The sequence below is a fragment of the Duganella sp. SG902 genome (assembly GCF_013376005.1).
In the GTDB taxonomy this organism is placed as follows: domain Bacteria; phylum Pseudomonadota; class Gammaproteobacteria; order Burkholderiales; family Burkholderiaceae_D; genus Rugamonas.
The window spans coordinates 1-21953 of sequence record NZ_JABMJK010000017.1 but is presented as its reverse complement, the minus strand read 5'-3'; the positions used below and the strand labels follow the sequence as shown (position 1 = coordinate 21953).

26 protein-coding genes are annotated in these 21953 nt (G+C 63.2%); 21 read left to right on the top strand and 5 right to left on the bottom strand.

What is annotated here, in order from left to right; all coding sequences use genetic code 11:
- Positions 1-3 precede the first annotated feature (3 nt).
- Positions 4-648: a PEP-CTERM sorting domain-containing protein gene (locus FHW83_RS25800; RefSeq protein ID WP_176649234.1), complete on the top strand. Its 645-nt coding sequence runs from the start codon at positions 4-6 to the stop codon at positions 646-648.
- 33 nt (positions 649-681) lie between these two features.
- On the opposite strand, the gene FHW83_RS25795 is transcribed toward FHW83_RS25800, so the two are convergent.
- The gene (locus FHW83_RS25795; protein ID WP_176649233.1) at positions 682-1779 is read right to left on the bottom strand and encodes an anhydro-N-acetylmuramic acid kinase; all 1098 of its coding nucleotides are present in this window, start codon (positions 1777-1779) and stop codon (positions 682-684) included.
- 91 nt (positions 1780-1870) lie between these two features.
- Positions 1871-3262 carry a M23 family metallopeptidase gene (locus tag FHW83_RS25790; protein WP_176649232.1) on the bottom strand — a complete coding sequence of 464 codons (1392 nt, stop codon included), beginning with the start codon at positions 3260-3262 and terminating at the stop codon, positions 1871-1873.
- Positions 3263-3420: 158 nt separating this feature from the next.
- Between FHW83_RS25790 and tyrS the strand changes: the two genes are divergently transcribed.
- The 14 genes from tyrS (at position 3421) to FHW83_RS25720 (ending at position 15597) form a co-directional block, all read left to right on the top strand.
- On the top strand, positions 3421-4674 hold the full coding sequence (gene tyrS / locus FHW83_RS25785) for a tyrosine--tRNA ligase (RefSeq protein WP_176649231.1): 1254 nt from the start codon (positions 3421-3423) through the stop codon (positions 4672-4674).
- The gene (gene dtd, locus FHW83_RS25780) at positions 4671-5117 is read left to right on the top strand and encodes a D-aminoacyl-tRNA deacylase (RefSeq protein WP_176649230.1); all 447 of its coding nucleotides are present in this window, start codon (positions 4671-4673) and stop codon (positions 5115-5117) included. Before tyrS ends, dtd begins: the two co-directional genes overlap by 4 nt.
- Before the next feature lies 1 nt (position 5118).
- A complete protein-coding gene (locus FHW83_RS25775) occupies positions 5119-5550 on the top strand; it encodes a YbhB/YbcL family Raf kinase inhibitor-like protein (protein WP_176649229.1) in 432 nt (143 codons plus the stop codon).
- A complete protein-coding gene (locus FHW83_RS25770) occupies positions 5547-6197 on the top strand; it encodes a histidine phosphatase family protein (protein ID WP_176649228.1) in 651 nt (216 codons plus the stop codon). Before FHW83_RS25775 ends, FHW83_RS25770 begins: the two co-directional genes overlap by 4 nt.
- A 122-nt stretch (positions 6198-6319) precedes the next feature.
- Positions 6320-7336: a tRNA dihydrouridine synthase DusB gene (dusB, locus tag FHW83_RS25765; RefSeq protein WP_176649227.1), complete on the top strand. Its 1017-nt coding sequence runs from the start codon at positions 6320-6322 to the stop codon at positions 7334-7336.
- Positions 7337-7447: 111 nt separating this feature from the next.
- Positions 7448-7681, top strand: coding sequence for a helix-turn-helix domain-containing protein (locus FHW83_RS25760; RefSeq protein WP_017877573.1), 234 nt, complete (start codon positions 7448-7450; stop codon positions 7679-7681).
- A 94-nt stretch (positions 7682-7775) separates the two neighbouring features.
- The gene (purH, locus tag FHW83_RS25755) at positions 7776-9362 is read left to right on the top strand and encodes a bifunctional phosphoribosylaminoimidazolecarboxamide formyltransferase/IMP cyclohydrolase (protein ID WP_176649226.1); all 1587 of its coding nucleotides are present in this window, start codon (positions 7776-7778) and stop codon (positions 9360-9362) included.
- 114 nt (positions 9363-9476) lie between these two features.
- Entirely contained in the window at positions 9477-10028 is a 552-nt protein-coding gene (gene ruvC / locus FHW83_RS25750) for a crossover junction endodeoxyribonuclease RuvC (RefSeq protein ID WP_176649225.1), read from the top strand.
- 20 nt (positions 10029-10048) lie between these two features.
- Positions 10049-10627 carry a Holliday junction branch migration protein RuvA gene (ruvA, locus tag FHW83_RS25745; RefSeq protein WP_155463745.1) on the top strand — a complete coding sequence of 193 codons (579 nt, stop codon included), beginning with the start codon at positions 10049-10051 and terminating at the stop codon, positions 10625-10627.
- A gap of 222 nt (positions 10628-10849) precedes the next feature.
- Entirely contained in the window at positions 10850-12301 is a 1452-nt protein-coding gene (locus FHW83_RS25740; RefSeq protein WP_176649224.1) for an NAD-dependent succinate-semialdehyde dehydrogenase, read from the top strand.
- Positions 12302-12341: 40 nt separating this feature from the next.
- Positions 12342-13400 carry a Holliday junction branch migration DNA helicase RuvB gene (gene ruvB, locus FHW83_RS25735; protein WP_176649223.1) on the top strand — a complete coding sequence of 353 codons (1059 nt, stop codon included), beginning with the start codon at positions 12342-12344 and terminating at the stop codon, positions 13398-13400.
- Positions 13400-13852 carry a YaiI/YqxD family protein gene (locus tag FHW83_RS25730; protein WP_176649222.1) on the top strand — a complete coding sequence of 151 codons (453 nt, stop codon included), beginning with the start codon at positions 13400-13402 and terminating at the stop codon, positions 13850-13852. Before ruvB ends, FHW83_RS25730 begins: the two co-directional genes overlap by 1 nt.
- Positions 13845-14759, top strand: a complete 915-nt coding sequence (locus FHW83_RS25725; protein WP_176649221.1) for a LysR family transcriptional regulator — start codon at positions 13845-13847, stop codon at positions 14757-14759. Before FHW83_RS25730 ends, FHW83_RS25725 begins: the two co-directional genes overlap by 8 nt.
- 88 nt (positions 14760-14847) lie before the next feature.
- Positions 14848-15597, top strand: coding sequence for an SDR family oxidoreductase (locus FHW83_RS25720; protein ID WP_176649220.1), 750 nt, complete (start codon positions 14848-14850; stop codon positions 15595-15597).
- Here the strand turns inward: FHW83_RS25720 and FHW83_RS25715 are convergent, their stop codons facing one another.
- Complete coding sequence (locus FHW83_RS25715) at positions 15598-16584, bottom strand: aldo/keto reductase (RefSeq protein WP_176649219.1); 987 nt, start codon at positions 16582-16584, stop codon at positions 15598-15600.
- A gap of 90 nt (positions 16585-16674) precedes the next feature.
- Between FHW83_RS25715 and FHW83_RS25710 the strand changes: the two genes are divergently transcribed.
- Positions 16675-17601: a LysR family transcriptional regulator gene (locus FHW83_RS25710; protein WP_176649218.1), complete on the top strand. Its 927-nt coding sequence runs from the start codon at positions 16675-16677 to the stop codon at positions 17599-17601.
- Here FHW83_RS25710 and FHW83_RS25705 read toward each other — a convergent pair.
- Positions 17546-17932 (bottom strand): YbaN family protein, encoded by a 387-nt coding sequence (locus tag FHW83_RS25705; RefSeq protein ID WP_176649217.1) that lies wholly within the window; start codon positions 17930-17932, stop codon positions 17546-17548. The two genes, FHW83_RS25710 and FHW83_RS25705, sit on opposite strands and share 56 nt — an antisense overlap.
- A gap of 72 nt (positions 17933-18004) precedes the next feature.
- Between FHW83_RS25705 and FHW83_RS25700 the strand changes: the two genes are divergently transcribed.
- Complete coding sequence (locus FHW83_RS25700) at positions 18005-18766, top strand: ThuA domain-containing protein (protein ID WP_176649216.1); 762 nt, start codon at positions 18005-18007, stop codon at positions 18764-18766.
- Positions 18767-18842: 76 nt separating this feature from the next.
- Positions 18843-19211, top strand: a complete 369-nt coding sequence (locus tag FHW83_RS25695; protein WP_176649215.1) for a DUF3060 domain-containing protein — start codon at positions 18843-18845, stop codon at positions 19209-19211.
- Between the two features lie 6 nt (positions 19212-19217).
- Here the strand turns inward: FHW83_RS25695 and FHW83_RS25690 are convergent, their stop codons facing one another.
- Positions 19218-19658, bottom strand: a complete 441-nt coding sequence (locus tag FHW83_RS25690) for a DUF2147 domain-containing protein (protein WP_176649214.1) — start codon at positions 19656-19658, stop codon at positions 19218-19220.
- A gap of 155 nt (positions 19659-19813) precedes the next feature.
- Between FHW83_RS25690 and FHW83_RS25685 the strand changes: the two genes are divergently transcribed.
- The 3 genes from FHW83_RS25685 to FHW83_RS25675 are packed head-to-tail and all read left to right on the top strand — an operon-like array spanning position 19814 to position 21720.
- Complete coding sequence (locus FHW83_RS25685; protein WP_176649213.1) at positions 19814-20071, top strand: hypothetical protein; 258 nt, start codon at positions 19814-19816, stop codon at positions 20069-20071.
- A 37-nt stretch (positions 20072-20108) separates the two neighbouring features.
- The gene (locus FHW83_RS25680; protein WP_176649212.1) at positions 20109-20735 is read left to right on the top strand and encodes a transcriptional regulator; all 627 of its coding nucleotides are present in this window, start codon (positions 20109-20111) and stop codon (positions 20733-20735) included.
- Positions 20736-20754: 19 nt separating this feature from the next.
- Positions 20755-21720: a threo-3-hydroxy-L-aspartate ammonia-lyase gene (locus FHW83_RS25675; protein WP_176649211.1), complete on the top strand. Its 966-nt coding sequence runs from the start codon at positions 20755-20757 to the stop codon at positions 21718-21720.
- Positions 21721-21953 lie beyond the last annotated feature (233 nt).

Genomic DNA, 21953 nt, shown 5'->3' with positions numbered 1-21953 from the left:
GGTATGAAAAAAACGATCTCCGCCATCGCGCTGGCCGCTGCCGCGTTCACCTCCGCCCAGGCGGCGTCGATCAATGGCCTGGTCAACACCGGCGTCGGCGCGGCCGGCACGCAGGACGCGCATTACGCTGTGACCGTCCTGTCGGGCGCGACGGTATTGACGAACAGCCACGCCTATATCAGCGCGGACAATGTATGGCCGGTCGCGAAAGCATGGACCGCCAACACCAGCGACTCCAAGTGGATCACGCCGACCAGCAACGTCGGCGCCTGGCTCGACCCGGTCGTCGATGGCGTCTACGACTACCGCCTGAGTTTTGACCTGAGCGGCTTCGACGCCACCACGGCCGCGTTCACCGGCCGCTTCGCGGCGGACAACTCGGTGGTCGTGCTGTTGAATGGTCAACAGATCGCCAGCGGCCACAAGTTCGACACCTGGCTCAACTTCGGTGCCAGCAGCGGCTTCGTCAGCGGCATCAATACGCTGGATTTCGTGGTCACCAACGGCCATCAGCGCGACAACAATCCCACCGGCCTGCGGGCTGAATTCCTGAGCTCGGTGGTATCCGTGCCGGAGCCAAGCACCTACGCCATGCTGCTGGCGGGGATGGGTTTGGTGGCATTCGCGGCCAAGCGCCGCAAGGCTTGATATCCTGAGACGAAACCTGCGCGCTGATGCGGGTTAGCGCGGGTAAAGCGCGCCGAGGACGCGCGCGCCGCTGGCGCCAGTAACGGCCGGCAGATTGCCGGCCAGCCGTTCGCTGAAGCGGTAGCCCAGCCACGCGAACGCCAGCGCCTCCACGCGATTGGGCGCGACGCCCAGCGCCTGCGTGGACGCGACCAGCACCTGCTTGCCCAGCGCCGTCCCCAACGCCTCCATCAGCACGCTGTTGTAGGCGCCGCCGCCGCAGACGTACACCGCATCCGCGCCGCCGCCATAGGCCTTGATCGCGTCGGCCAGCGTGACGGCCGTGTATTGCGTCAGCGTGCGTTGCACGTCTTCCGGCGCGGCCGACGCGTGCACGGCCAGGCGCGCATCGAGCCAATCGAGATGGAACAGGTCGCGCCCCGTGCTCTTCGGCGCAGGCAGCGCCAGATAGGGCTCCCTGAGCAGTTCCGCCAGCAGATCGGGGATCACCTTGCCGCTGGCCGCCCACGCGCCGTCGGCGTCGTATTCCTGTTGACGATGGCGGCCGATCCAGCCGTCCATCAAAACGTTGCCGGGGCCGGTGTCGAAACCAATCACGCGGCCGTCGCCGCTGAGCACGCTGATGTTGGAGATGCCGCCGATATTGGCCACCACGCGCGCCTGTCCGGCCTTGCCGAACAAGGCCTGATGGAAAGCCGGCACCAGCGGCGCGCCCTGGCCGCCGGCGGCGATATCGCGGCTGCGGAAATCGGCGATCACATCGATGCCGCACAGCTCGGCCAGCAGGGCGGGGTTGTTGGTCTGGCGCGTGAAGGCGAGTTCGGGACGATGGCGTATGGTCTGGCCGTGCACCGCCACCGCGCGCACGTCGGGCGCCTGGGTTGCCGACTCGCGCAGCAGCTCCGCCACGCATTGCGCGTAATGCTGCGTCAGTTGATTGGCGGCCAGCGCCTCGCGCTCGATCTCGTTCGCGCCAGCGGCCTGCAAGGCCATCAGTTCCGCGCGCAGCGATGGCGGAAACGCGATGTAGGCGGCGGCGATGGTGGTGATGCGCTCGCCATCAAACCGCGCCAGCGCGCCATCCACGCCATCCAGGCTGGTGCCTGACATTAAACCGATATACAGAGCCATAGCGTCCCCCAGTGATGGACGAAATTATAGTTGAGAACATTCGGGGTGGCGTGCAAATAAAAACAGGCCAGTTTAAGCTGGCCTGTGCTGTTTATTTCGCCGCGACGCGGGTGGGCGTTCCACCCCCGCCTGCCGGGCGCAGCAGCGCGAAGCGGTGCATCATGTCGTTGGCGTAGACCTTGAAGCGGCTCATTTCGGCGGCCGTCAGCGGCGCCTGCGCCTGCACGTTCATCGTGCTTGGATCCTTGGCCTCGCCGTTCACGCGGAATTCATAGTGCAGGTGGGCGCCGGTCGACCAGCCGGTGGTGCCGACGTAGCCGATCACGTCACCCTGGCTGACCTTGGCGCCTTTCTTCATGCCGGCGCCAAAGCGGCTCATGTGCGCGTAGGCGGTGGTGTAGTTGTTCCAGTGCTTGATTATGATGAAGTTGCCGTAGCCATTCATGGTGCCGGCAAAGTCGATCACGCCATCGCCGGCGGCGCGGATCGGGGTGCCGGTCGGCGCCGGGAAGTCGATGCCCTTGTGCTGTTTCCACTGGCCCGAGATCGGGTGCACGCGCATGGCGAAGCCGGACGAGATACGCGAGAATTCCACCGGCGATTTCAGGAAGGCTTTTTTCAGCGACTTGCCGTCGAAGCTGTAGTAGCCGCCGCCTTGCTTGCTTTGCGGATCTTCAAACCACACCGACTGATAAGTGGTGCCCTTGTTGGTGAACTCGCCCGCCAGCACGCGGCCGGCGCGCACGAACTCGCCGTCCTGCCAGAAGGTCTCGTACACCACGTTGAAGCTGTCGCCGCGTTTCAGGTCGCCGCGGAAGTCGATGTTGGTCGAGAACATCTCGATGATCTGCTTGACGATGGTGTCCGGCAGCTTGGCGCCGTCTTCGCTGGAGTCGGTGGCCGCGTACAGCGAACCCGAGCGGATGGTGCGGGCGTGCATTTCGACGCGGCGCTCCAGCTTGGCCGGCTCGGCGGTGGCGACGAAGCTGTCGCCCTTGCGGGTGACCTTGATGTTGGTGACAGGATCGTCCTTGCCGTCCACCACGGTGGCGCGCAGCCACTGCAGGTTGCCTTCCTCGTCGGTTTGCGCTTGCACGCGCTTGCCGGTCTTGAGCTGCATGACGCCTTTCGCAACCTTATCTTTTTTGATAAAGTTCTCGGCCGCCTCGTCATCGACGCCCAAACGGGTCAACAGGGTGGCCAGCGTGTCGCCGGCGCGGATTTTCTCTTCGTGAACGAATTGCGCGGTAGAGGACTGCTGTTCGAGCGCGTTGATTTGCGCGCTGAGGTCGGGGGCGACGATTGCTTCCTGGACAGTTTTCACCGGCAGATCGGACGCGTCAGGGGCGAGCGGAGCTACGCCGGCGGCACCAAAAGCACATACTGCGAGAAACAATGCAGACGCGCTGATGATGCGCGCCTTGCGCGTAGAACCTAGCAGACTGAACAAGCGTGAGCTCGTGAATTTATGTATTTGGTTCATGCAATCAGTTAAAATTTGCCGCTTGAACTATTCAGGAACGTTTTATTTCTTCTAATTATGTGTTTGGTTAGTTTTCGTGCGGCAAGATTGATCGATCGAGGATTATATCAAACTCCTGAAGCTGCCTACCTTTTTCTGAAAAATACGCTAAAAAAATTATGACTACCTCTTCTTCGATACCGCCGGCTCCCTCGAAAGCGTTGCCGTTATCCGACAACGTTCAGGAGGCACTCGCCATCACCAAACGCGGTGTCGACGAGTTGCTGATTGAAAGCGAGTTCGCCCAGAAGCTGGCGCGCTCGGAACAAAGCGGCGTCCCGCTGCGCATCAAGCTGGGCCTGGATCCCACCGCGCCCGACCTGCACCTCGGCCACACCGTGGTGCTGAACAAGATGCGCCAGCTGCAGGACCTCGGCCATCAGGTGATCTTCCTGATCGGCGACTTCACCTCCATGATCGGCGACCCGTCGGGCCGCAACGCGACCCGTCCGCCGCTGACCAAGGAGCAGGTCGAGCAAAACGCCATGACCTACTTCAAGCAGGCCTCGCTGGTGCTGGACCCGGCCAAGACGGAAATCCGCTACAACTCCGAATGGTGCGACCCGCTGGGCGCGCGCGGCATGATCCAGCTGGCCTCGCGCTACACCGTGGCGCGCATGATGGAGCGCGACGACTTCACCAAACGCTTTAAAAACGGCACGCCGATCGCCGTCCACGAATTCCTCTACCCGCTGATGCAGGGTTACGACTCGGTGGCCCTGAAGGCCGACCTGGAGCTGGGCGGCACCGACCAGAAATTCAACCTGCTGGTCGGCCGCGAGCTGCAAAAGGACTACGGTCAGGAGCCTCAGTGTATTTTGACCATGCCGCTGCTGGAAGGTTTGGACGGCGTTGAAAAAATGTCCAAGTCGAAGAACAACTACATCGGCATCACCGAGCCGGGCAACACCATGTTCGCCAAGATCATGAGCATCTCGGACGAGATGATGTGGAAGTACTTCGACCTGCTGTCGTTCCGTTCGATCGCCGACGTGGCCGCGCTGAAGGCGGAAGTGGCCGGCGGCCGCAACCCGCGCGACGCCAAGGTCGCCATCGCCCAGGAGATCGTGGCGCGCTTCCACTCGCAGCAGGCGGCGGAAGATGCGCTGGCCGACTTCGTCAACCGCTCGAAAGGCGGCATCCCGGACGACATCCCGGAAGTCGCGCTGAGCGGCGCGCCGCTGGGCATCCCGCAACTGCTGAAGCAGGCCAACCTGTGCGCCTCCACCTCGGAAGCGATGCGCATGGTCGACCAGGGCGGTGTACGCGTGGACGGCACCGTCATCAGCGACAAGGCGCTGAAGCTGGACGCCGGCACCTTCGTGCTGCAAGTGGGCAAGCGCAAGTTCGCGCGCGTGACGCTGTCCGCATGATCGCGCTGCTGCAGCGTGTCAGCGGCGCCAGCGTGGTGGTCGATGGCGTTACCATAGGCGCCATCGACGCCGGCCTGATGGTGCTGGTGTGCGCCGAGCGCAACGATACGGAAAAGGAAGCGGACGCGCTGCTGACCAAGCTGCTCGGTTACCGCGTGTTCGCCGACGATGCCGGCAAGATGAACCGCAGCGTGACCGATACGCAGGGCGGCCTGCTGCTGGTGCCGCAGTTCACGCTGGCGGCCGACACCAAGTCCGGCACGCGGCCCTCGTTCACGCCGGCCGCCGCGCCCTCCGATGGCTTGCGCCTGTTTAATTACTTCGTCGAGCAGGCGCGCATGAAACATGCGACGGTGCGGACCGGCCAGTTCGGCGCCGATATGAAGGTATCGCTGACCAACGACGGCCCGGTCACCTTCTGGCTGCAAACCAACGCGAAATAAGATGAAGCTCACCAGCGACAGTTTCCGCGAGCACGGCCCGATCCCGGCGGCTGGCAGCCCGCAGCTGAGCTGGAGCGAGGCGCCCGCCGGCACAGCGTCGCTGGCGCTGGTCTGCATGGACGCCGACGCGCCGGCCGGCGGCGGGGACGTGTTCCACTGGTGCGTGGCCGATCTGCCACCCGCGCTGGCGGCGATCGCTGCGGACGCCCCAGAAGGCGAACTGCGCCAGGGCCGCAACGATTTCGGCGGCATCGGGTATCATGCGCCCTCACTGGCGCCGGGCCAGACGCACCATTACATCTTTCGCATCTACGCGCTGGACGTGGCGCGGCTGGAATTGTCCGATGGTTTCACCGGCGCCGATCTGTTGAACGCTATTTACGGCCATATCGTCGATGAAGCGCAGCTGATAGGCGCTTATACAAGAACATGAATCCAACCACTATTTTGCTGATCCGCCACGGCGAGACGGCATGGAACGCCGTGCGCCGCCTGCAAGGCCACATCGACATCCCGCTGAACGCGGAAGGCGAGCGCCAGGCCAATGCGTTGGCACGCGCGCTGGCCGCCGAGAAGCTGGACGCCATCGTCTCCAGCGATCTGCAGCGCGCCATGCAAACCGCCCAGGCGGTCGCCAGCCTGCACAGCGGCCTGCGGCTGCAAACCGAGCCGGGGCTGCGCGAACGCGCCTACGGCGTGTTCGAAGGCATGCTGTACCAGGACATCCAGCAGCAGTACCCGGACGACTTCGCGCGCTGGCAGGCACGCGATATCGAAGCCGTGATGCCGGCCGGCGAGCGCGTGGCGGAAAGCTTCCACCAGTTCTACGACCGCGCCATCAAAGGGCTGCATGCCGTGGCTGAGCGCCACCCAGGGCAGACCGTGGCCGTGGTGGCGCACGGAGGCGTGCTGGAGTGCGCCTACCGCGCCGCGCGCGGCATCCAGCTCGACAGCCCGCGCGATTTCCAGGTCAAAAACGCCAGCATCAACCGGTTTACCGTCGCCGATGGCAAACTGCTGCTGGACAGCTGGGGCGAGGTCGATCACCTGGCCCTGGCGGCGATGGACGACGTCATCTGAGCCTCCCCGCTCATAACGGCAAGACTGCACATTTGCCGAATTCATAAAAAATAGTGCTTATTATTTGAGCAGGCCTTCGGTTAAAATAGAAGGTTCCTTCTTACCCCATTCAGGTATTGTCAGTGCAAATCGGCCCTCATTTACTGCGCAACAACGTTTTCGTCGCCCCCATGGCGGGTGTCACGGATCGTCCTTTCCGCCAGCTGTGCAAGGAGCTGGGCGCGGGGTACGCGGTGTCTGAAATGGCGGCTTCCAACCCGCGCCTGTGGGCCACGGAAAAGAGCTCGCGCCGCACCGACCATACCGGCGAGATGGAGCCCAAAGCCGTGCAGATCGCCGGCGCCGACCCGCAAGACCTGGCCGACTGCGCCCGCTTCAACGTCGAGCGCGGCGCCCAGATCATCGACATCAACATGGGCTGCCCGGTCAAGAAAGTCTGCAACGCCTGGTGCGGTTCGGCCCTGTTGCAGGACGAGGAACTGGTCAAGCGCATCGTCGATGCGGTGGTGGGGGCGGTGGACGTGCCGGTCACGCTGAAATTCCGCACCGGCTGGGATCGCGAAAACAAGAACGCGCTGAAGATCGCGCGCATCGCCGAGGACGCAGGCATCGCCATGCTGACCCTGCATGGCCGCACGCGCGCCGACGGCTACAAGGGTGACGCCGAGTACGACACCATCGCGGCCGTAAAGAAATCGGTTTCAATCCCCGTGGTGGCCAACGGCGACATCACCTCGCCGGAAAAGGCCAGATACGTGCTGGACTACACCGGCGCCGACGCCGTCATGGTGGGACGCGCCGCCCAGGGCCGACCGTGGATCTTCCGCGAGATCGACCACTACCTGCGCACCGGCAAGCACCTGCCGGCCCCGTACGTGGACGAGGTGCGCGCGCTGATGGACGAACATTTGCGCGCCCACTACGCCTTCTACGGCGACTACCTCGGCGTGCGCACCGCCCGCAAGCACATCGGCTGGTACGTGCGCGACCTGCAGGGCGGCGAGGAATTCCGACAGCGCATGAACTTGCTGGAATCCACTGAGGAACAATTGCTTGCCGTTGACCAATTCTTCGAATCGCAGTGGAGTTACGGCGAACGGTTACAATACCGCCTCGCTGAAGAATTGCAGACCGCCTGAACGGCACGAGAGCGTACTAAAAAAGTCACATTATCAGAAGGGTAAACGTTTCCAGCCACAAGCCGGGACGATTCGCCAGCTTCAACAGATTACATAGCGAACGATAAAAAAATGAGCAAAGAAAGTATCCAGGAAGTAGTCCAGAAAAGTCTCGAAGAATACTTCAACGACCTGGGCGAGCAACAGGCATCGAACATCTACGACATGGTAGTGCTGACCGTTGAAAAACCGATACTGGAAGTGGTCATGACCCGTGCCGACGGCAACCAGTCGCACGCCGCGCAGATGTTGGGCATCAACCGCAACACCTTGCGCAAGAAACTGCAAGAGCACGGCCTGCTGTAAAAGCGCCTGTTCCATCCGGCAATGAAGTGGCTGGGGACGGCCGCTGTTGTTGGCCGGCCGACCGAATATTCAACCACCTAGTCTTTTCATAGCCATGATTAAACAAGCTCTCATCTCCGTATCCGACAAAACCGGTGTGCTGGACTTCGCGCGCGCGCTGTCCGCCATGGGCGTCAACATCCTGTCGACCGGCGGCACCGCCAAACTGCTGGCCGACAACGGCGTGCCCGTGACCGAGGTTGCCGACTACACCGGTTTCCCGGAGATGCTGGATGGCCGCGTCAAGACCCTGCACCCGAAAGTGCACGGCGGCATCCTGGCCCGCCGTGACTTCCCGGAGCACGTGGCCAAGCTGGAAGAGCACAACATCCCGACCATCGACATGGTGGTGGTCAACCTGTACCCGTTCCAGGCCACAGTGGCCAAGGACACCTGCACGCTGGACGACGCCATCGAGAACATCGACATCGGCGGCCCGGCCATGCTGCGATCGGCCGCCAAGAACCACAAGGACGTGGTGGTGATCTGCGACCCGGCCGACTACGGCGTGGTGCTGGCGGAAATGAAAACCACCGACAACGCCCCGGGCTACGTCAGCTATGACACCCGCTTCACGCTGGCCACCAAAGTCTACTCGCACACCGCGCAGTATGACGGCGCCATCGCCAACTACCTGACCAGCCTGGACGCGACCCGCGCGCACGGCAGCCGCAGCGCCTACCCGGCCAAGCTGAACGTGGCGTTTGAAAAAGTGCAGGACATGCGCTACGGCGAGAACCCGCACCAGTCGGCCGCCTTCTACCGCGACGTCGCGGCCACCCCGGGCGCGCTGGCCAACTACAAGCAGCTGCAAGGCAAGGAACTGTCGTTCAATAACATCGCTGACGCCGACGCGGCGTGGGAATGCGTGAAGAGCATGGGCGGCTTCGACCAGTCGGCGGCCTGCGTGATCGTCAAGCATGCCAACCCATGCGGCGTGGCGCTGGGCGCCAACGCGGCCGATGCCTACAAGCGCGCGCTGCAAACCGATCCGACCTCGGCGTTCGGCGGCATCATCGCCTTCAACGTGGAAGTGGACGCGGCGGCGGCGACTGAACTGGCCAAGCTGTTCGTGGAAGTGCTGATCGCACCGTCGTTCACCGCGGAAGCCAAGCAGATCCTGTCGGCCAAGCAGAACGTGCGCCTGCTGGAAATCCCGCTGGGCGATGGCGTCAACGCCATGGACTTCAAGCGCGTGGGCGGCGGCCTGCTGGTGCAGTCGGCCGACTCGAAAAACGTGCTGCTGGCCGACGTGCGCGTGGTCAGCAAGAAGCAGCCTACCCAGCAGGAACTGCAGGACATGATGTTCGCGTGGCGCGTGGCCAAGTACGTGAAGTCGAACGCCATCGTCTTCTGCGGCAACAACATGACGCTGGGCGTGGGCGCCGGCCAGATGAGCCGCATCGACTCGGCGCGCATCGCCTCGATCAAGGCGCAGAATGCCGGCCTGTCGTTGGCGAACTCGGTGGTGGCGTCGGATGCGTTCTTCCCGTTCCGCGATGGCCTGGATGTGGTGGTCGATGCGGGCGCGACCTGCGTGATCCATCCGGGCGGCTCGATGCGCGACCAGGAAGTGATCGACGCCGCCGACGAGCGCGGCGTGGTCATGGTCTACACCGGCACCCGCCACTTCCGCCACTAATCGGTCGCTGAAACGCGGCCGCGGCGTCGTTGCGACCACGTTTTAGCAGCCGCACTCGGCACTGGAAAGCCCGCATTGCTTGCGGGCTTTTTCTTTACTGCATACAATCGCCTAATGATAATTCTCGGCATCGACCCCGGCTTGCGCACCACCGGCTTTGGCGTCATACAAAAGCAGGGCGGCAAGCTGCGCTACATCGCCTCGGGCACCATCAAGAGCGGCGAGGGCGATCTGCCGACGCGGCTCAAGGTGATCCTCGACGGCGTGGGCGAGGTGGCGCGCACGTACGGGCCGGACTGCGCGGCGATCGAGCAGGTCTTCGTCAACGTCAATCCGCAATCAACCCTGCTGCTGGGGCAGGCGCGCGGCGCGGCGATCTGCGCGCTGGTGACGGCCGAGCTGAGCGTGGCAGAATATTCCCCCACCCAAATCAAACAAGCCGTGGTTGGCACCGGCCGCGCCGTCAAAGCGCAGATGCAGGACATGGTCGCGCGCCTGCTGCAACTGCCGGGCCTGCCGGGCACCGACGCGGCCGACGCGCTGGGCATCGCCATCTGTCACGCGCACAGCCGCGAAACCCTGACCCTGATTGCCGGCGGCACCAAGGCGACCGCGAACGGCCCGCTGGCCGGCTTGCGCATCAAACGCGGCCGCCTGGTCGGCTAACTTCTCAAAGGTATAAATAAATGATCGGACGTCTCTCCGGGATTCTGCTTGAAAAAAATCCACCGCAACTGCTGGTGGACGTTGGTGGTGTGGGCTATGAGGTCGACGTCTCGATGAGCACCTTCTACAACCTGCCGGGCGTGGGCGAAAAAGTCGTGCTGTTCACCCACCAGGCCATCCGCGAGGACGCGCACCTGCTGTACGGCTTCGGCAACGCCGAAGAGCGCGCCGTGTTCCGCCAGCTGATCAAAATTACCGGCGTGGGCGCGCGCACGGCGCTGTCGATCCTGTCCGGCATGTCGATTGCCGACCTGGCGCAGGCGGTGACGCTGCAGGAAGCCGGCCGTCTGGTCAAAGTCCCCGGCATCGGCAAAAAAACCGCCGAACGCTTGCTGCTCGAGCTGAAAGGCAAGCTGGGCGCGGACATCGGCGCGGGCGGTGCGCACGCCGCACCGGACTCGCAATCCGACATCCTGAACGCCTTGCTGGCGCTGGGCTACTCCGACAAGGAAGCCCTGCTGGCGCTCAAGACCGTCCCGGCTGGGGCAAGCGTCTCCGACGGCATCAAACAAGCCCTCAAAGCCCTCTCCAAAGGCTAAAAATTCGGGGTCAGCTCTGACATTCGGACACGCAGCGCCGAAGTTTGATCTTCCTCAAGATATCGCACGACCGCCCTCGTTACAACTCGTCCTTCGCATATTGAGATTCCTCAAAGGTTATGCGTGCGTGTCCGAATGTCAGAGCTGACCCCGAATTCGTGCGCGCCTCCAAATGGCTTTCCGCGCTAAGCTGGTCATTTGCAGCCTGATAAGGAGGACAAGATGCAATTGAAAGACAGCAGCCTGCTCAAGCAGCAAGCCTTTATCGACGGCGTCTTCTGCGACGCACAGGACGGTCGCACGTTAGAGGTGGTGAACCCGGCCACGGGCGCTCTGATCGGCACGGTGCCCAAGATGGGCGTCGAAGACACCCAACGCGCCATCGCCGCCGCCGACCGCGCCTGGGCCGGCTGGAAGGCCAGGACCGGCAAGGCCCGCAGCACGGTGCTGCGCAAGTGGTTCGACCTGATTATCGCCAATACCGATGACCTGGCCGCCATCATGACCGCCGAGCAGGGCAAGCCGCTGGCCGAGTCCACCGGCGAAATCGCCTACGCCGCCTCTTTTATCGAATGGTTTGCCGAAGAAGCCAAGCGCGTGGCCGGCGACACCTTGCCGTCGCCATGGGAGGACCGCCGTATCGTGGTGACCAAGGAGGCGATCGGCGTGTGCGCCGCCATCACGCCATGGAACTTCCCGGCGGCGATGATTACCCGCAAGGTCGGCCCGGCGCTGGCCGCCGGTTGCCCGATCGTGGTCAAGCCGGCCGAGGCCACGCCATTCACGGCGCTGGCGCTGGCCGAGCTGGCCCTGCGCGCCGGCCTGCCGAATGGCTTGCTGAATGTGGTCACCGGCGACGCCCGCGCCATTGGCGGCGAACTGTGCGCCAATCCCGTGGTTCGCAAGCTGAGCTTCACCGGTTCCACCGCCATCGGCAAGCTGCTGATGGAGCAGTGCGCGCCGACGGTCAAGAAAATCTCGCTGGAATTGGGCGGCAACGCGCCGTTCATTGTGTTTGACGATGCCGATCTGGATGCGGCGGTGCAGGGCGCATTGGCGTCCAAGTTCCGCAATACCGGCCAGACCTGCGTCTGCGCCAACCGCATCTACGTGCAGGATGGCGTGTACGATGCCTTCGCCGCCAAGCTGGCCGACGCGGTCAATGGACTCAAGGTTGGCAACGGCATGGAGCCGGGCGTCACGCAAGGCCCGCTGATCGACGAGAAGGCCGTACGCAAGGTGGAAGCACACGTTGCTGACGCGTTGGACAAAGGCGCCAGGCTGATCACCGGCGGCGCGCGCCATGCGCTGGGCGGCTCGTTCTTCCAGCCGACCGTGCTGGCCGACGTCACCCAGGAGATGCAGGTGGCCACGGAAGAAACCTTCGGCCCGCTGGCGCCGTTGTTCCGTTTCCACACCGAAGCCGAGGTGATCCAGCAAGCCAATGCCACCGAATTCGGCCTCGCTAGCTATTTCTATTCGCGTGATATCGGCCGCGTGTGGCGCGTGGCGGAGGCGCTGGAATGCGGCATGGTCGGCGTCAACACCGGCATTATCTCGACCGAAGCGGCGCCATTCGGCGGGGTCAAGCAGTCCGGCATCGGCCGCGAGGGCTCGAAGTATGGCATCGACGATTACCTGGTGGTGAAGTACATCTGCCTCGGCATCCAGTAACGCCGGCCAGTTGATGGCCGAGGCAGGGTAAAATAACTGTATGAGCATACAGACCGACAATTTTACCGAGCAGCGCATCATCGATGCGGCGCCGTCCTCTCCCAACGAAGAGGCGATCGAACGCGCGCTGCGTCCCAAGCACCTCGATGAATATGTCGGGCAGGCCAAGATCCGCGACCAGCTGGAGATTTTCATCTCCGCCGCCCGCAAGCGCAGCGAGGCGCTGGATCACACCCTGCTGTTCGGCCCGCCGGGCCTCGGTAAAACCACGCTGGCCAACATCATCGCGCGCGAGATGGGCGTCAACCTGCGCCAGACCTCCGGCCCGGTGCTGGAGCGTCCGGGCGACCTGGCCGCCATCCTGACCAACCTGGAAGCCAACGACGTCCTGTTCATTGACGAAATCCACCGCCTGTCGCCGGTGGTGGAGGAGATTCTGTACCCGGCGCTGGAGGACTACCAGATCGACATCATGATCGGTGAAGGCCCGGCCGCGCGCTCGGTCAAGCTGGATCTGCAGCCATTCACGCTGGTCGGCGCCACCACGCGCGCCGGCATGCTGACCAACCCGCTGCGCGACCGCTTCGGCATCGTCGCCCGCCTTGAGTTCTACAACACCACCGAACTGACGCAGATCGTGACGCGCAGCGCCGCTTTGCTGAAAGCGCATATCGACCAGGAAGGCGCGCACGAGATCGCCCGCCGCGCACGCGGCACGCCCCGTATCGCCAACCGCCTGCTACGCCGCGTGCGCGATTACGCGGAAGTGAAGAGCAATGGCGAAATCACCAAGTCCGTGGCCGATGCCGCGCTGGTGATGCTGGATGTCGACACCGTCGGCTTCGACGTCATGGACCGCAAGCTGCTGGAAGCGGTGCTGTACAAATTCGGCGGCGGCCCGGTCGGCATCGGCAATCTGGCGGCGGCGATCGGCGAAGCCGCCGACACCATCGAGGATGTGCTGGAACCCTACCTGATCCAGCAAGGCTTCCTGCAGCGCACGCCGCGCGGCCGCGTGGCCACGCCTGCCGCCTATAAGCACTTCGGCGTCAACCCGCCGCGCACGAATCCGAACGGCGAGTTGTGGAGCGATCTGTAATGCAGATCTGGGTCGACGCGGACGCCTGTCCGGCCGTTATCAAGGACATTCTCTACCGCGTGGCCGATCGCGTGCAGATGCAGGTCACGCTGGTGGCCAATCAGTTGCTGCGCGTGCCGCCATCGCGCTTCATCCGGGCGGTGCAAGTGCCGTCCGGCGCCGACGTGGCCGACAAGGAAATCGTGCGCCTGCTGGAACCGGGCGACCTGGTCGTCACCGGCGATATTCCGCTGGCGTCCGACGTGCTGAAAAAGGGCGGCCACGCGTTGAATCCGCGTGGCGAGTTCTACACCAACGACAATATCGCCCAAATGCTGACCATGCGCGCTTTCATGGACGAATTGCGCGGCAGCGGTGTCGATACCGGCGGGCCGGCCGCCTTTAGCCAGGCCGACCGTCAGCATTTCGCCAACAGCCTGGACCGCCATCTGGCCAAGCGCAAACATGGATGAGCTGCGCGCCATCTCGACCTTTATCCGCGCTGCCGAACTGGGCAGTTTCAACAAGGTCGCGGAAGCGCAGGGCACTACGCCGCAGGCGGTCAGCAAGACCATCCGACAGTTCGAGCAGCACCTTGGCGTGCGCTTGTTCCATCGCACCACCCGCAACAGTTCGTTGACGGAGGAGGGCCAGCGCTTGCTGGAATCCATCAAGCCCGGTCTGGATGGCGTGGTCGGCGCGCTGGCCCGTGCGCGCAACGCCGCGCGCGAGGACGAAGGATTGATACGGGTTGCCGCATCCGGCTCCATCGGCCGCCGCGTGCTGATGCCGCTGCTGGCGGAGTTTCAGCAGCAGTATCCCAACATTCAGATCGACCTGATCCAGGAGGATGGCTTTGCCGACCTGGTGCACGATCGCATCGATGTCGGTTTTCGGGGCGGCAATCCGCCCGACGCGCAAATCGTCAGCCGCCGTCTGTTCCCGGTGCAGCAAATCGTCTGCGCCACGCCGGCGTATCTGAAGCGCCACGGCACGCCGCGCACGCTGGTGGATCTGGCATCGCACCGCTGCACCGCCTACCGCCAGCCGGGCAGCGGCAAGCCGATGGCGTGGGAATTCGAGATCGATGGCGGCACCGTGTTCCACCACGTCCAGCCCGTCCTGCTCAGCAACGACCCGGACACCGAAATGCACGCCGTGCTGTCCGGCATGGGCATCGGCCAGATCGACAGCATCAACGCCAGCGCCGCCATCCGCGCCGGCAAGCTGAAGCCGGTGCTGACGGAGTTTGTCAGCGCGCGCATGGGCTTCTACCTCTACTTTCCGCAGCGCACCGACATGCCTGCACGCGTGCGCCGCTTCATCGATTTCGCTGTCGAACGCCTGCTGAACAGCGAGCAGTTTTATATCAACTTTTAGTTGCTATTGAAACGGCGTTTAGCCACTACTTTGGTTGTGGTGGCGGGCCTATAGTTCACCTGTCTTTCAACCCAACAGGAGAACTACCATGCAAAATCGTGTTGCTGTCATTACCGGTGCTTCTAGCGGCATCGGCCTCGCTACCGCCAAACTGCTGGCCGCACGCGGCGCCAAGGTCGCCTTGCTGGCGCGTCGCAAGGACGTGCTGGAGCAAGCGGTAAGCGAGATCCGCGCCGCCGGCGGTGAAGCGCTTGCCCTGGCTGTGGATGTCACCGATCAGGCCTCGGTCGATGCCGCTGCGGCGGCGGTGGAGCAGGCTTACGGCCCGGCCAACCTGGTCTTCAACAATGCGGGCGTGATGCTGCCGGGCGCGGTCGAGGCGCGTGAGATGAACGCTTGGGAACACCAGATCGATCTCAACGTCACAGGCGTGATGCGCGTGATCTCGGCCTTCGTACCGCAGCTGGTCAAAAGCGCCGAGCAGGGCGCGCTGGTGGATCTGGTGAACACCTCGTCGATCGCGGCGCAGAACATCTATCCATACTTCGCGGTGTACAGCGGCACCAAGGCGTACGTCAGCCACCTGAGCCGCCACCTGCGCGCCGAACTGGGGCCGAAGAATATCCGCGTGTCTCTGATCGAACCCGGCATCACCGAAACCGAACTGCAAGGCCACTGGACCTTCCAGGGCGCCAAGGACTGGTTCGCCGGCGCGGCGCAAACCATGGACTTCCTGCAACCGCGGGACGTGGCCGAAGTGGTCGGCTTCCTGGCCGACCAGCCCAAGCACGTCAACCTGCAGCAGGTGGTGGTGATGCCGACCAAGCAGGCCAGCTGATTACCAGCTGTGGTGGACGTACTGAGCGATGCGGTTGCGGTACAGCTCGCGCAGCGCGTCCATGGTGTCCGCCGACAGGGCCGGCAGTGCGCTGGCGCGGCTGTTGGCTTGCGCCTGCGCCGCGTTGCGCGCACCCGGAATCACGGTGCTGACAGCATCCTCCATGAGAATCCAGCGCAGCGCGAATTCGGCCATGGTGGCGCCGGCCGGCACCAGCTTGCGGATTTCCTCCACCACCTCCAGCGCCACGTCATACGGCACGCCGGAGAAGGTTTCGCCCTTGTCGAAGGCTTCGCCGTTGCGGTTGAAGGCGCGGTGGTCATCGGCTGCGAAGGCGGTGTTGGCGGTCATCTTGCCGGTCAGCAGACCGGATGACAGCGGCACGCGCGCGATCACGCCGACCTGGCGCTTTTTCGCCTCCGCGAAAAACAGCGAGGCAGGGCGCTGGCGGAAAATGTTGTAGATGATCTGGATCGATTGCACGTTCGGATATTCAATGGCCTTCAGCGCTTCCTCCACCTTTTCCACCGATACGCCGTAGTGGCGGATTTTGCCGGCCTTCATCAGGTCGTCCATGTAGCCGAACACTTCCTGCTGGTAGTAGACCGCCGGCGGTGGGCAGTGCAGCTGCACCAGGTCCAGGCAATCGGTCTGCAGGTTGGCCAGCGAGCGCTCAACGAAGGAAGTCAGGTTCTGCTTGCTATAGCCCTCCGCCACGTGCGGCGACAGGCGGCGGCCGAGCTTGGTGGCGACGTACGGTTTGTCGCCGCCGCGCTCCTTCAGCACTTCCGCGATCAACTGTTCCGAGCGGCCGTCGCCGTACACGTCGGCGGTGTCGATGAAGGTCACGCCGGAATCCAGCGCGGCGTGCAGCGCCGCCTTGGCGTCGTCCTTGCTCACGTCGCCCCAGGCGCCGCCGATGGCCCAGGCGCCAAAGCCAATTTCCGATACAGTGCTGCCGGTACGTCCGAATGTTCTCTGCTTCATGAGTTTGTCCTTTTCCAAAGACAGCAGTTATAGCACCGCATGGTAGGATTTGAGGTTGAGCACGATTCATCGTCAGATTGAGCCATATTCATGTCCATATTCGATCGCGTTGACCTTGGCGACCTCAGGGTTTTCCTCACCATCATGCGCAGCGGCAGCTTCAAGGGCGCGGCCATTCAGCTGGGCCTGACGCCGTCGGCGGTCAGCCACGCCATGCGCCGGTTGGAGGAAAGGCTGGCGACCAAGCTGCTCAATCGTACCAGCCGCGCCGTCTCGCCCACCGATGTCGGCCGCGAACTGGCGCAGCGCATCGAGGAAGGCTTCGACAAGATTGGCGACGCGCTGGCCGGACTGGATGCGCCGGGCAGCGGCCGTTTTGGCGAACTGCGCCTCAACGTGTTTTCCGACGCGGCGCATCTGCTGATCGCGCCGGCGCTGCCGGAATTCGCGCGCCAGTGCCCGCAGGTGCGGCTGACCGTGGTGGTGGAAGACCGCCCGATCGATATCGTCGCGGAAGGCTATGACGCCGGCATCCGCTACGGCCATTACGTGCCGGAAGACATGATCGCCGTGCCGCTCAGCAAAACGCAGCGCTGGGTGATCGCCGCCGCGCCGTCGTATCTCGCTGCGCATGCGCCATTAAAGCATCCGGACGATCTGGCACAGCACACCTGTCTGCAACTGCTGCTGGGCGATAACTCCAGCTATAAATGGGAACTCAGTCGCGGCCGGCGGCTGCGCGTGCCGGGCGCGATCACCATCAACGACACCGCCACCACCATCGCCGCCGCCAAGGCCGGCATGGGCCTGGCTTACCTGCTGGAACAGCGCATCGCCGACGAACTGGAGCAGGGCAGCCTGCGCATTGTGCTGGCCGAGCACGCGGCCAAAGGCGCGCCCTTCCACATGTACTACAGCAGCCGCCGCCACAAGCACCCGGCGCTGCGCACGCTGATGAACATCATTCGGCGTCAGCAGGGGCTGGCGGAATACGCATGGTCGGCACGAAGCGCGTGAGGTAGATGGTGACGCAGGCGCCCACCGTGATGATCAGCAGGCGCACCCAAAGGTGATCGGTGCGCCAGATCGAGTAGCTCATCGAGCCCCACATGAAAATCAGTATCCACACCTTGCCGCGCAGCGGGATGCCGCGGCCGTTCTCATAATCGCGCAGGTACTTGCCGAACACGCGGTTGGTGCGTAGCCAGTTGTGCATGCGCGGCGAGGCGCGCGCGAAGCAGGCCGAGGCCAGCAACAGGAAAGGCGTGGTCGGCAGCAACGGCAGGAAAATGCCCAGCACGCCCAGAATGACCGCCACGATACCGACGAAGTTGAGAATTATTTTCATTTGACCAAATCGTATCACCTTGGGTTAGACTATGACAAAAATGTTAGCGCTAACTTTTAATGGAGGAGACCGATGAAGAAAACCGTGCTGGCCGCCATGGCCGGGTTGTTGCTGGCGTCGAACGCCTGGGCCGACACGCAGTACAAGATCCTGGTGCTGGCCATGCCGAGCAAGTACCACTACGAATACATTCCGATCGCGCGTGAGAGTTTTGAGCGGCTCGGCAAGCTGCATGCGTTCGAGATGACTTACACCAACAAGCCGGAAGTCTTCGACGGCGACCTCAAACAATACGCCGCCGTGATGTTCCTGAACACGCCGCCGGAAGAACTGAACGAAGCACGCCGCAAGAAGTTCGAGGAGTACATGCAGGCCGGCGGCAACGCCATGCTGGTGCACCGCTCGCTGATCATTCCGCCCAACACCTGGCCGTGGTGCGAAAAGCTGATCGGCCGCCGCACCGGCAACCATCCGATGCTGCAGACCGGCGTGGTGGATGTGGTCGATAAAAAATTCCCCGCCACCTTCGGCCTGCCGGATCACTGGATCTGGAGCGACGAATTCTATGTGTTTGACGATCCGTACAAGATCAAGATCAACCCGGTGCTGAACGTCGACGAGAGCAGCTACGACCCGACCAAGATCTGGCCGGGGCAGGTATCGTATGGCATGGGCAAGGACCATCCGCTGAGCTGGTATCACTACGCCGGGAAGGGCCGTGTGTTTGTCACCGCTCTCGGTCACGACGGCAATATGTACAAGGACCCGCAGTACCTGTCGCACCTGATGGGCGGCATCTACTGGACCGCCACCGGGCGCGGGCTGCGTCCCTGACACCGGGGCATGCGTGCGCCTGACTCTACCGTAAATTCCTACAATGGCTGAAACTTAACCAGACGAGGGAGACAGCATGCTCGCATTCCGAACGATCGCATTGGCAGGTGTCCTGGGCCTGTCCGCGCACGGCGCCATGGCCAACGAGGCGGTGGGGGAAGTCATTGTCGACAAGGACCAGATCGCCATCTCCGGCAACGGCTATGTGCGCACCTTTCCGTGCGAGGGCCGGCGTGTGACCATCGACGGCACCCAGCACAACATTACGCTGACCGGCGTCTGCGCCAGCCTGGAAATGAACGGCGCGGAAAACAAGGTGGCGCTGACCCTGGCGCCGAAGGCTGTGATGGTGGTGGCCGGCGTCCAGCAAACCGTCAATTGGCGCTCTACTGGCGAGCCGCAGCAGCAGATCAGCGGCGTCGGCCACAAGATACAGCGTAACTAGGCAGCCTCAGTCCTGGCGCACCCAGGTTTGCGAGCGGCCCAGCATCGGCACGCCGATGTAGCCGCGCACGTTCAACTTCTTGCCGCCGTCGGCCAGGCGCAGCTTGCTCTTGTAGACCTTGCCGTTGTTGGGGTCGAGGATTTCGCCGCCGGCGTATTCATCACCGTCTTTCTTCAGGTTGGACAGGATCGTCATGCCGACGATGGGCTGGTCCTTGCGCGCGCCTTCGCACTTGTCGCATTTCGGGTTCTGGTCTTCGTTGGCTTCGCGGAACAGCTTTTCGATCTGGCCAGTCAGCACGCCGTTGTTTTCGGTAATGCGGATCAAGGCTTTCGGTTTGCCAGTCTCATCGTCAATGTTCTTCCACAGGCCGGCGGGCGAGGTGTTGTCGGCAAACGCCGGTGACATGGTCAAGGCTGCTGCGGCGATGAATGCGAGGAATTTCATGTTTGTCTCCAAAAGTTATCGTTGTCCGCTGATTATACGAACCTGCAGCGGCGCGAAACTAGAGCATATCGTCCAAAATCCTACAGTGAAAAGCGATGCGGGCTGATGCCGTGCTCGTCGGGATTTTCTATGATGGGACCAAGGAGGATAGAGCCATGAGCACACATCACGATCAATCTATCGGTGGCCCGGGCGCCGTGGACGGCATTGCCGGCAGCCGCTCTGGTACAGAAGGCGCGACCAGCGGGCAAGGCGTTGACAAGGGCGGCACGCCGGGGCGTCCACATGGGCCGCAGCGCAAGCCCGCGCCCGCGCTGGGCGGCAATAGTTCGGATAGCCGGCAGTCCGATAGCCCTGGCGTCATGCAAAGCGAACCCAGAGAAAACCAGCAAGAACGCAAGCCCGGACCATGATTTACACAAAAAGTCTAAAATAAGATAATATGTTCAGATGCGAAAAACATCTGAACATCAAAATCTGCTTGAACAGTTGCAACACGTTGCAGACGGCTTGGGCAAAACCTTGGCGCCGTTCTGCGAAGTGGTGTTGCACGACCTGACCGAGCCGGAACACGCCATCCTGGCCATCCACAATAATCTGTCCGGCCGCAGCGTTGGCGCGCCCGCCACCGAGCTGGGATTGGCGCGTGCCGCCGATCCGGCCTTCGAGCAGGTCATCGCCAACTACCCCAATACCTTCCCCGATGGCCGGCTGGCCAAGAGCACCTCGATCGGCATCAAGGACAGCAGCGGCAGGTACGTGGCGGCGCTATGCCTGAATGTCGACCTGACCGTGTTCCGCAGCCTGAACACCATGCTGACGCAATTCGGCAGCGTCGACACGGCGGCGGCCGTCAGCGAAACCATGGGACCCAGCGGAGCGGATGCGATCCGTCTGCGCATCGATCAGTTTGCGGCCCGCCTCGGCACCACGCCGCGCGCCCTGAAGGCGGACGAGCGCAAGGCCTTGATGCGCGAACTCAAAGAATCCGGCCTCAGCGAGGTGCGGCGGGCGATGGACATCGTCGCCGCCTATCTCAACGTATCCCGCGCCACCGTGTACAACGACGCGCGCTAATCACCACAGGACCTACAACATGAGCGAACTGACACTCCCAACCTTTGCCGACGTGGTTGCGGCCTCCGAACGCATCGCCGGCGTGGCGCATGCGACGCCGGTCAAAACCTCGCGGACCGTCAACGAGGCGCTGGGCGCCGAGGTGTTCTTCAAATGCGAGAATCTGCAGCGCATGGGCGCGTTCAAATTCCGCGGCGGCTACAACGCGCTGGCCAGGTTCACGCCCGAGCAGCGCAAGGCGGGCGTGGTGGCGTTCTCGTCGGGGAACCATGCGCAGGCGATCGCCTTGTCGGCCAGGCTGCTGGGCGTGCCGGCCACCATCGTCATGCCGCATGATGCGCCGACGGCCAAGGTGGCCGCGACCAAGGGATATGGTGCGCAGGTGGTGATTTATGACCGCTACAAGGAAGACCGCGAGCAGATCGGCCGCGAGCTGGCGGCGAAACATGGCCTGACCTTGATTCCGCCGTACGACCACCCGGACGTGATTGCTGGGCAGGGCACGGCGGCCAAGGAGTTGTTCGAGGAAGTGGGGGCGCTGGATTACGTGTTCGCGCCCTTGGGCGGTGGCGGGCTGTTGAGCGGGACGGCGCTGGCGACGCGTGCGTTATCGCCGTCGGCGCGGGTGTACGGGGTCGAGCCGGAGGCCGGCAACGATGGCCAGCAGTCGTTCCGCAGCGGCCGCATCGTGCACATCGATACGCCCAAGACGATCGCGGATGGCGCGCAGACCCAGCATCTGGGCAATCTGACCTTCCCGATCATCCAACGCGATGTGAATGATATTTTGACGGCCAGCGATGAACAGCTGCGTGCCGAAATGCGCTTCTTTGCCGAGCGCATGAAGATGGTGGTGGAACCGACCGGCTGCCTGGGACTAGCCGCCGCGCGCGCCATGAAAGACCAACTGCAGGGCAAGCGGGTGGGCATCATCCTCAGCGGCGGCAACGTCGATATCGCGCGCTACGTGGAGCTGCTGGCGTAAAAGATCCGGGGTCAGGTCCTCCATTTCTACACGAGCCCAGCAGTAGGCATGCCTACTGCTGGGCTCGTGTAGAAATGGAGGACCTGACCCTAATGCCGTGACCCTAATGCCGCTAATGCCGCTAAGTTGAGAGCCGTCATTCCCGCCTGCGCGCACTGCTGTCCGGAATAAATTTGCTTGAATAAGCCTGAAGGTGTTGCAGGTATTGGTTAACGGGCGTATACCCGTAGTCG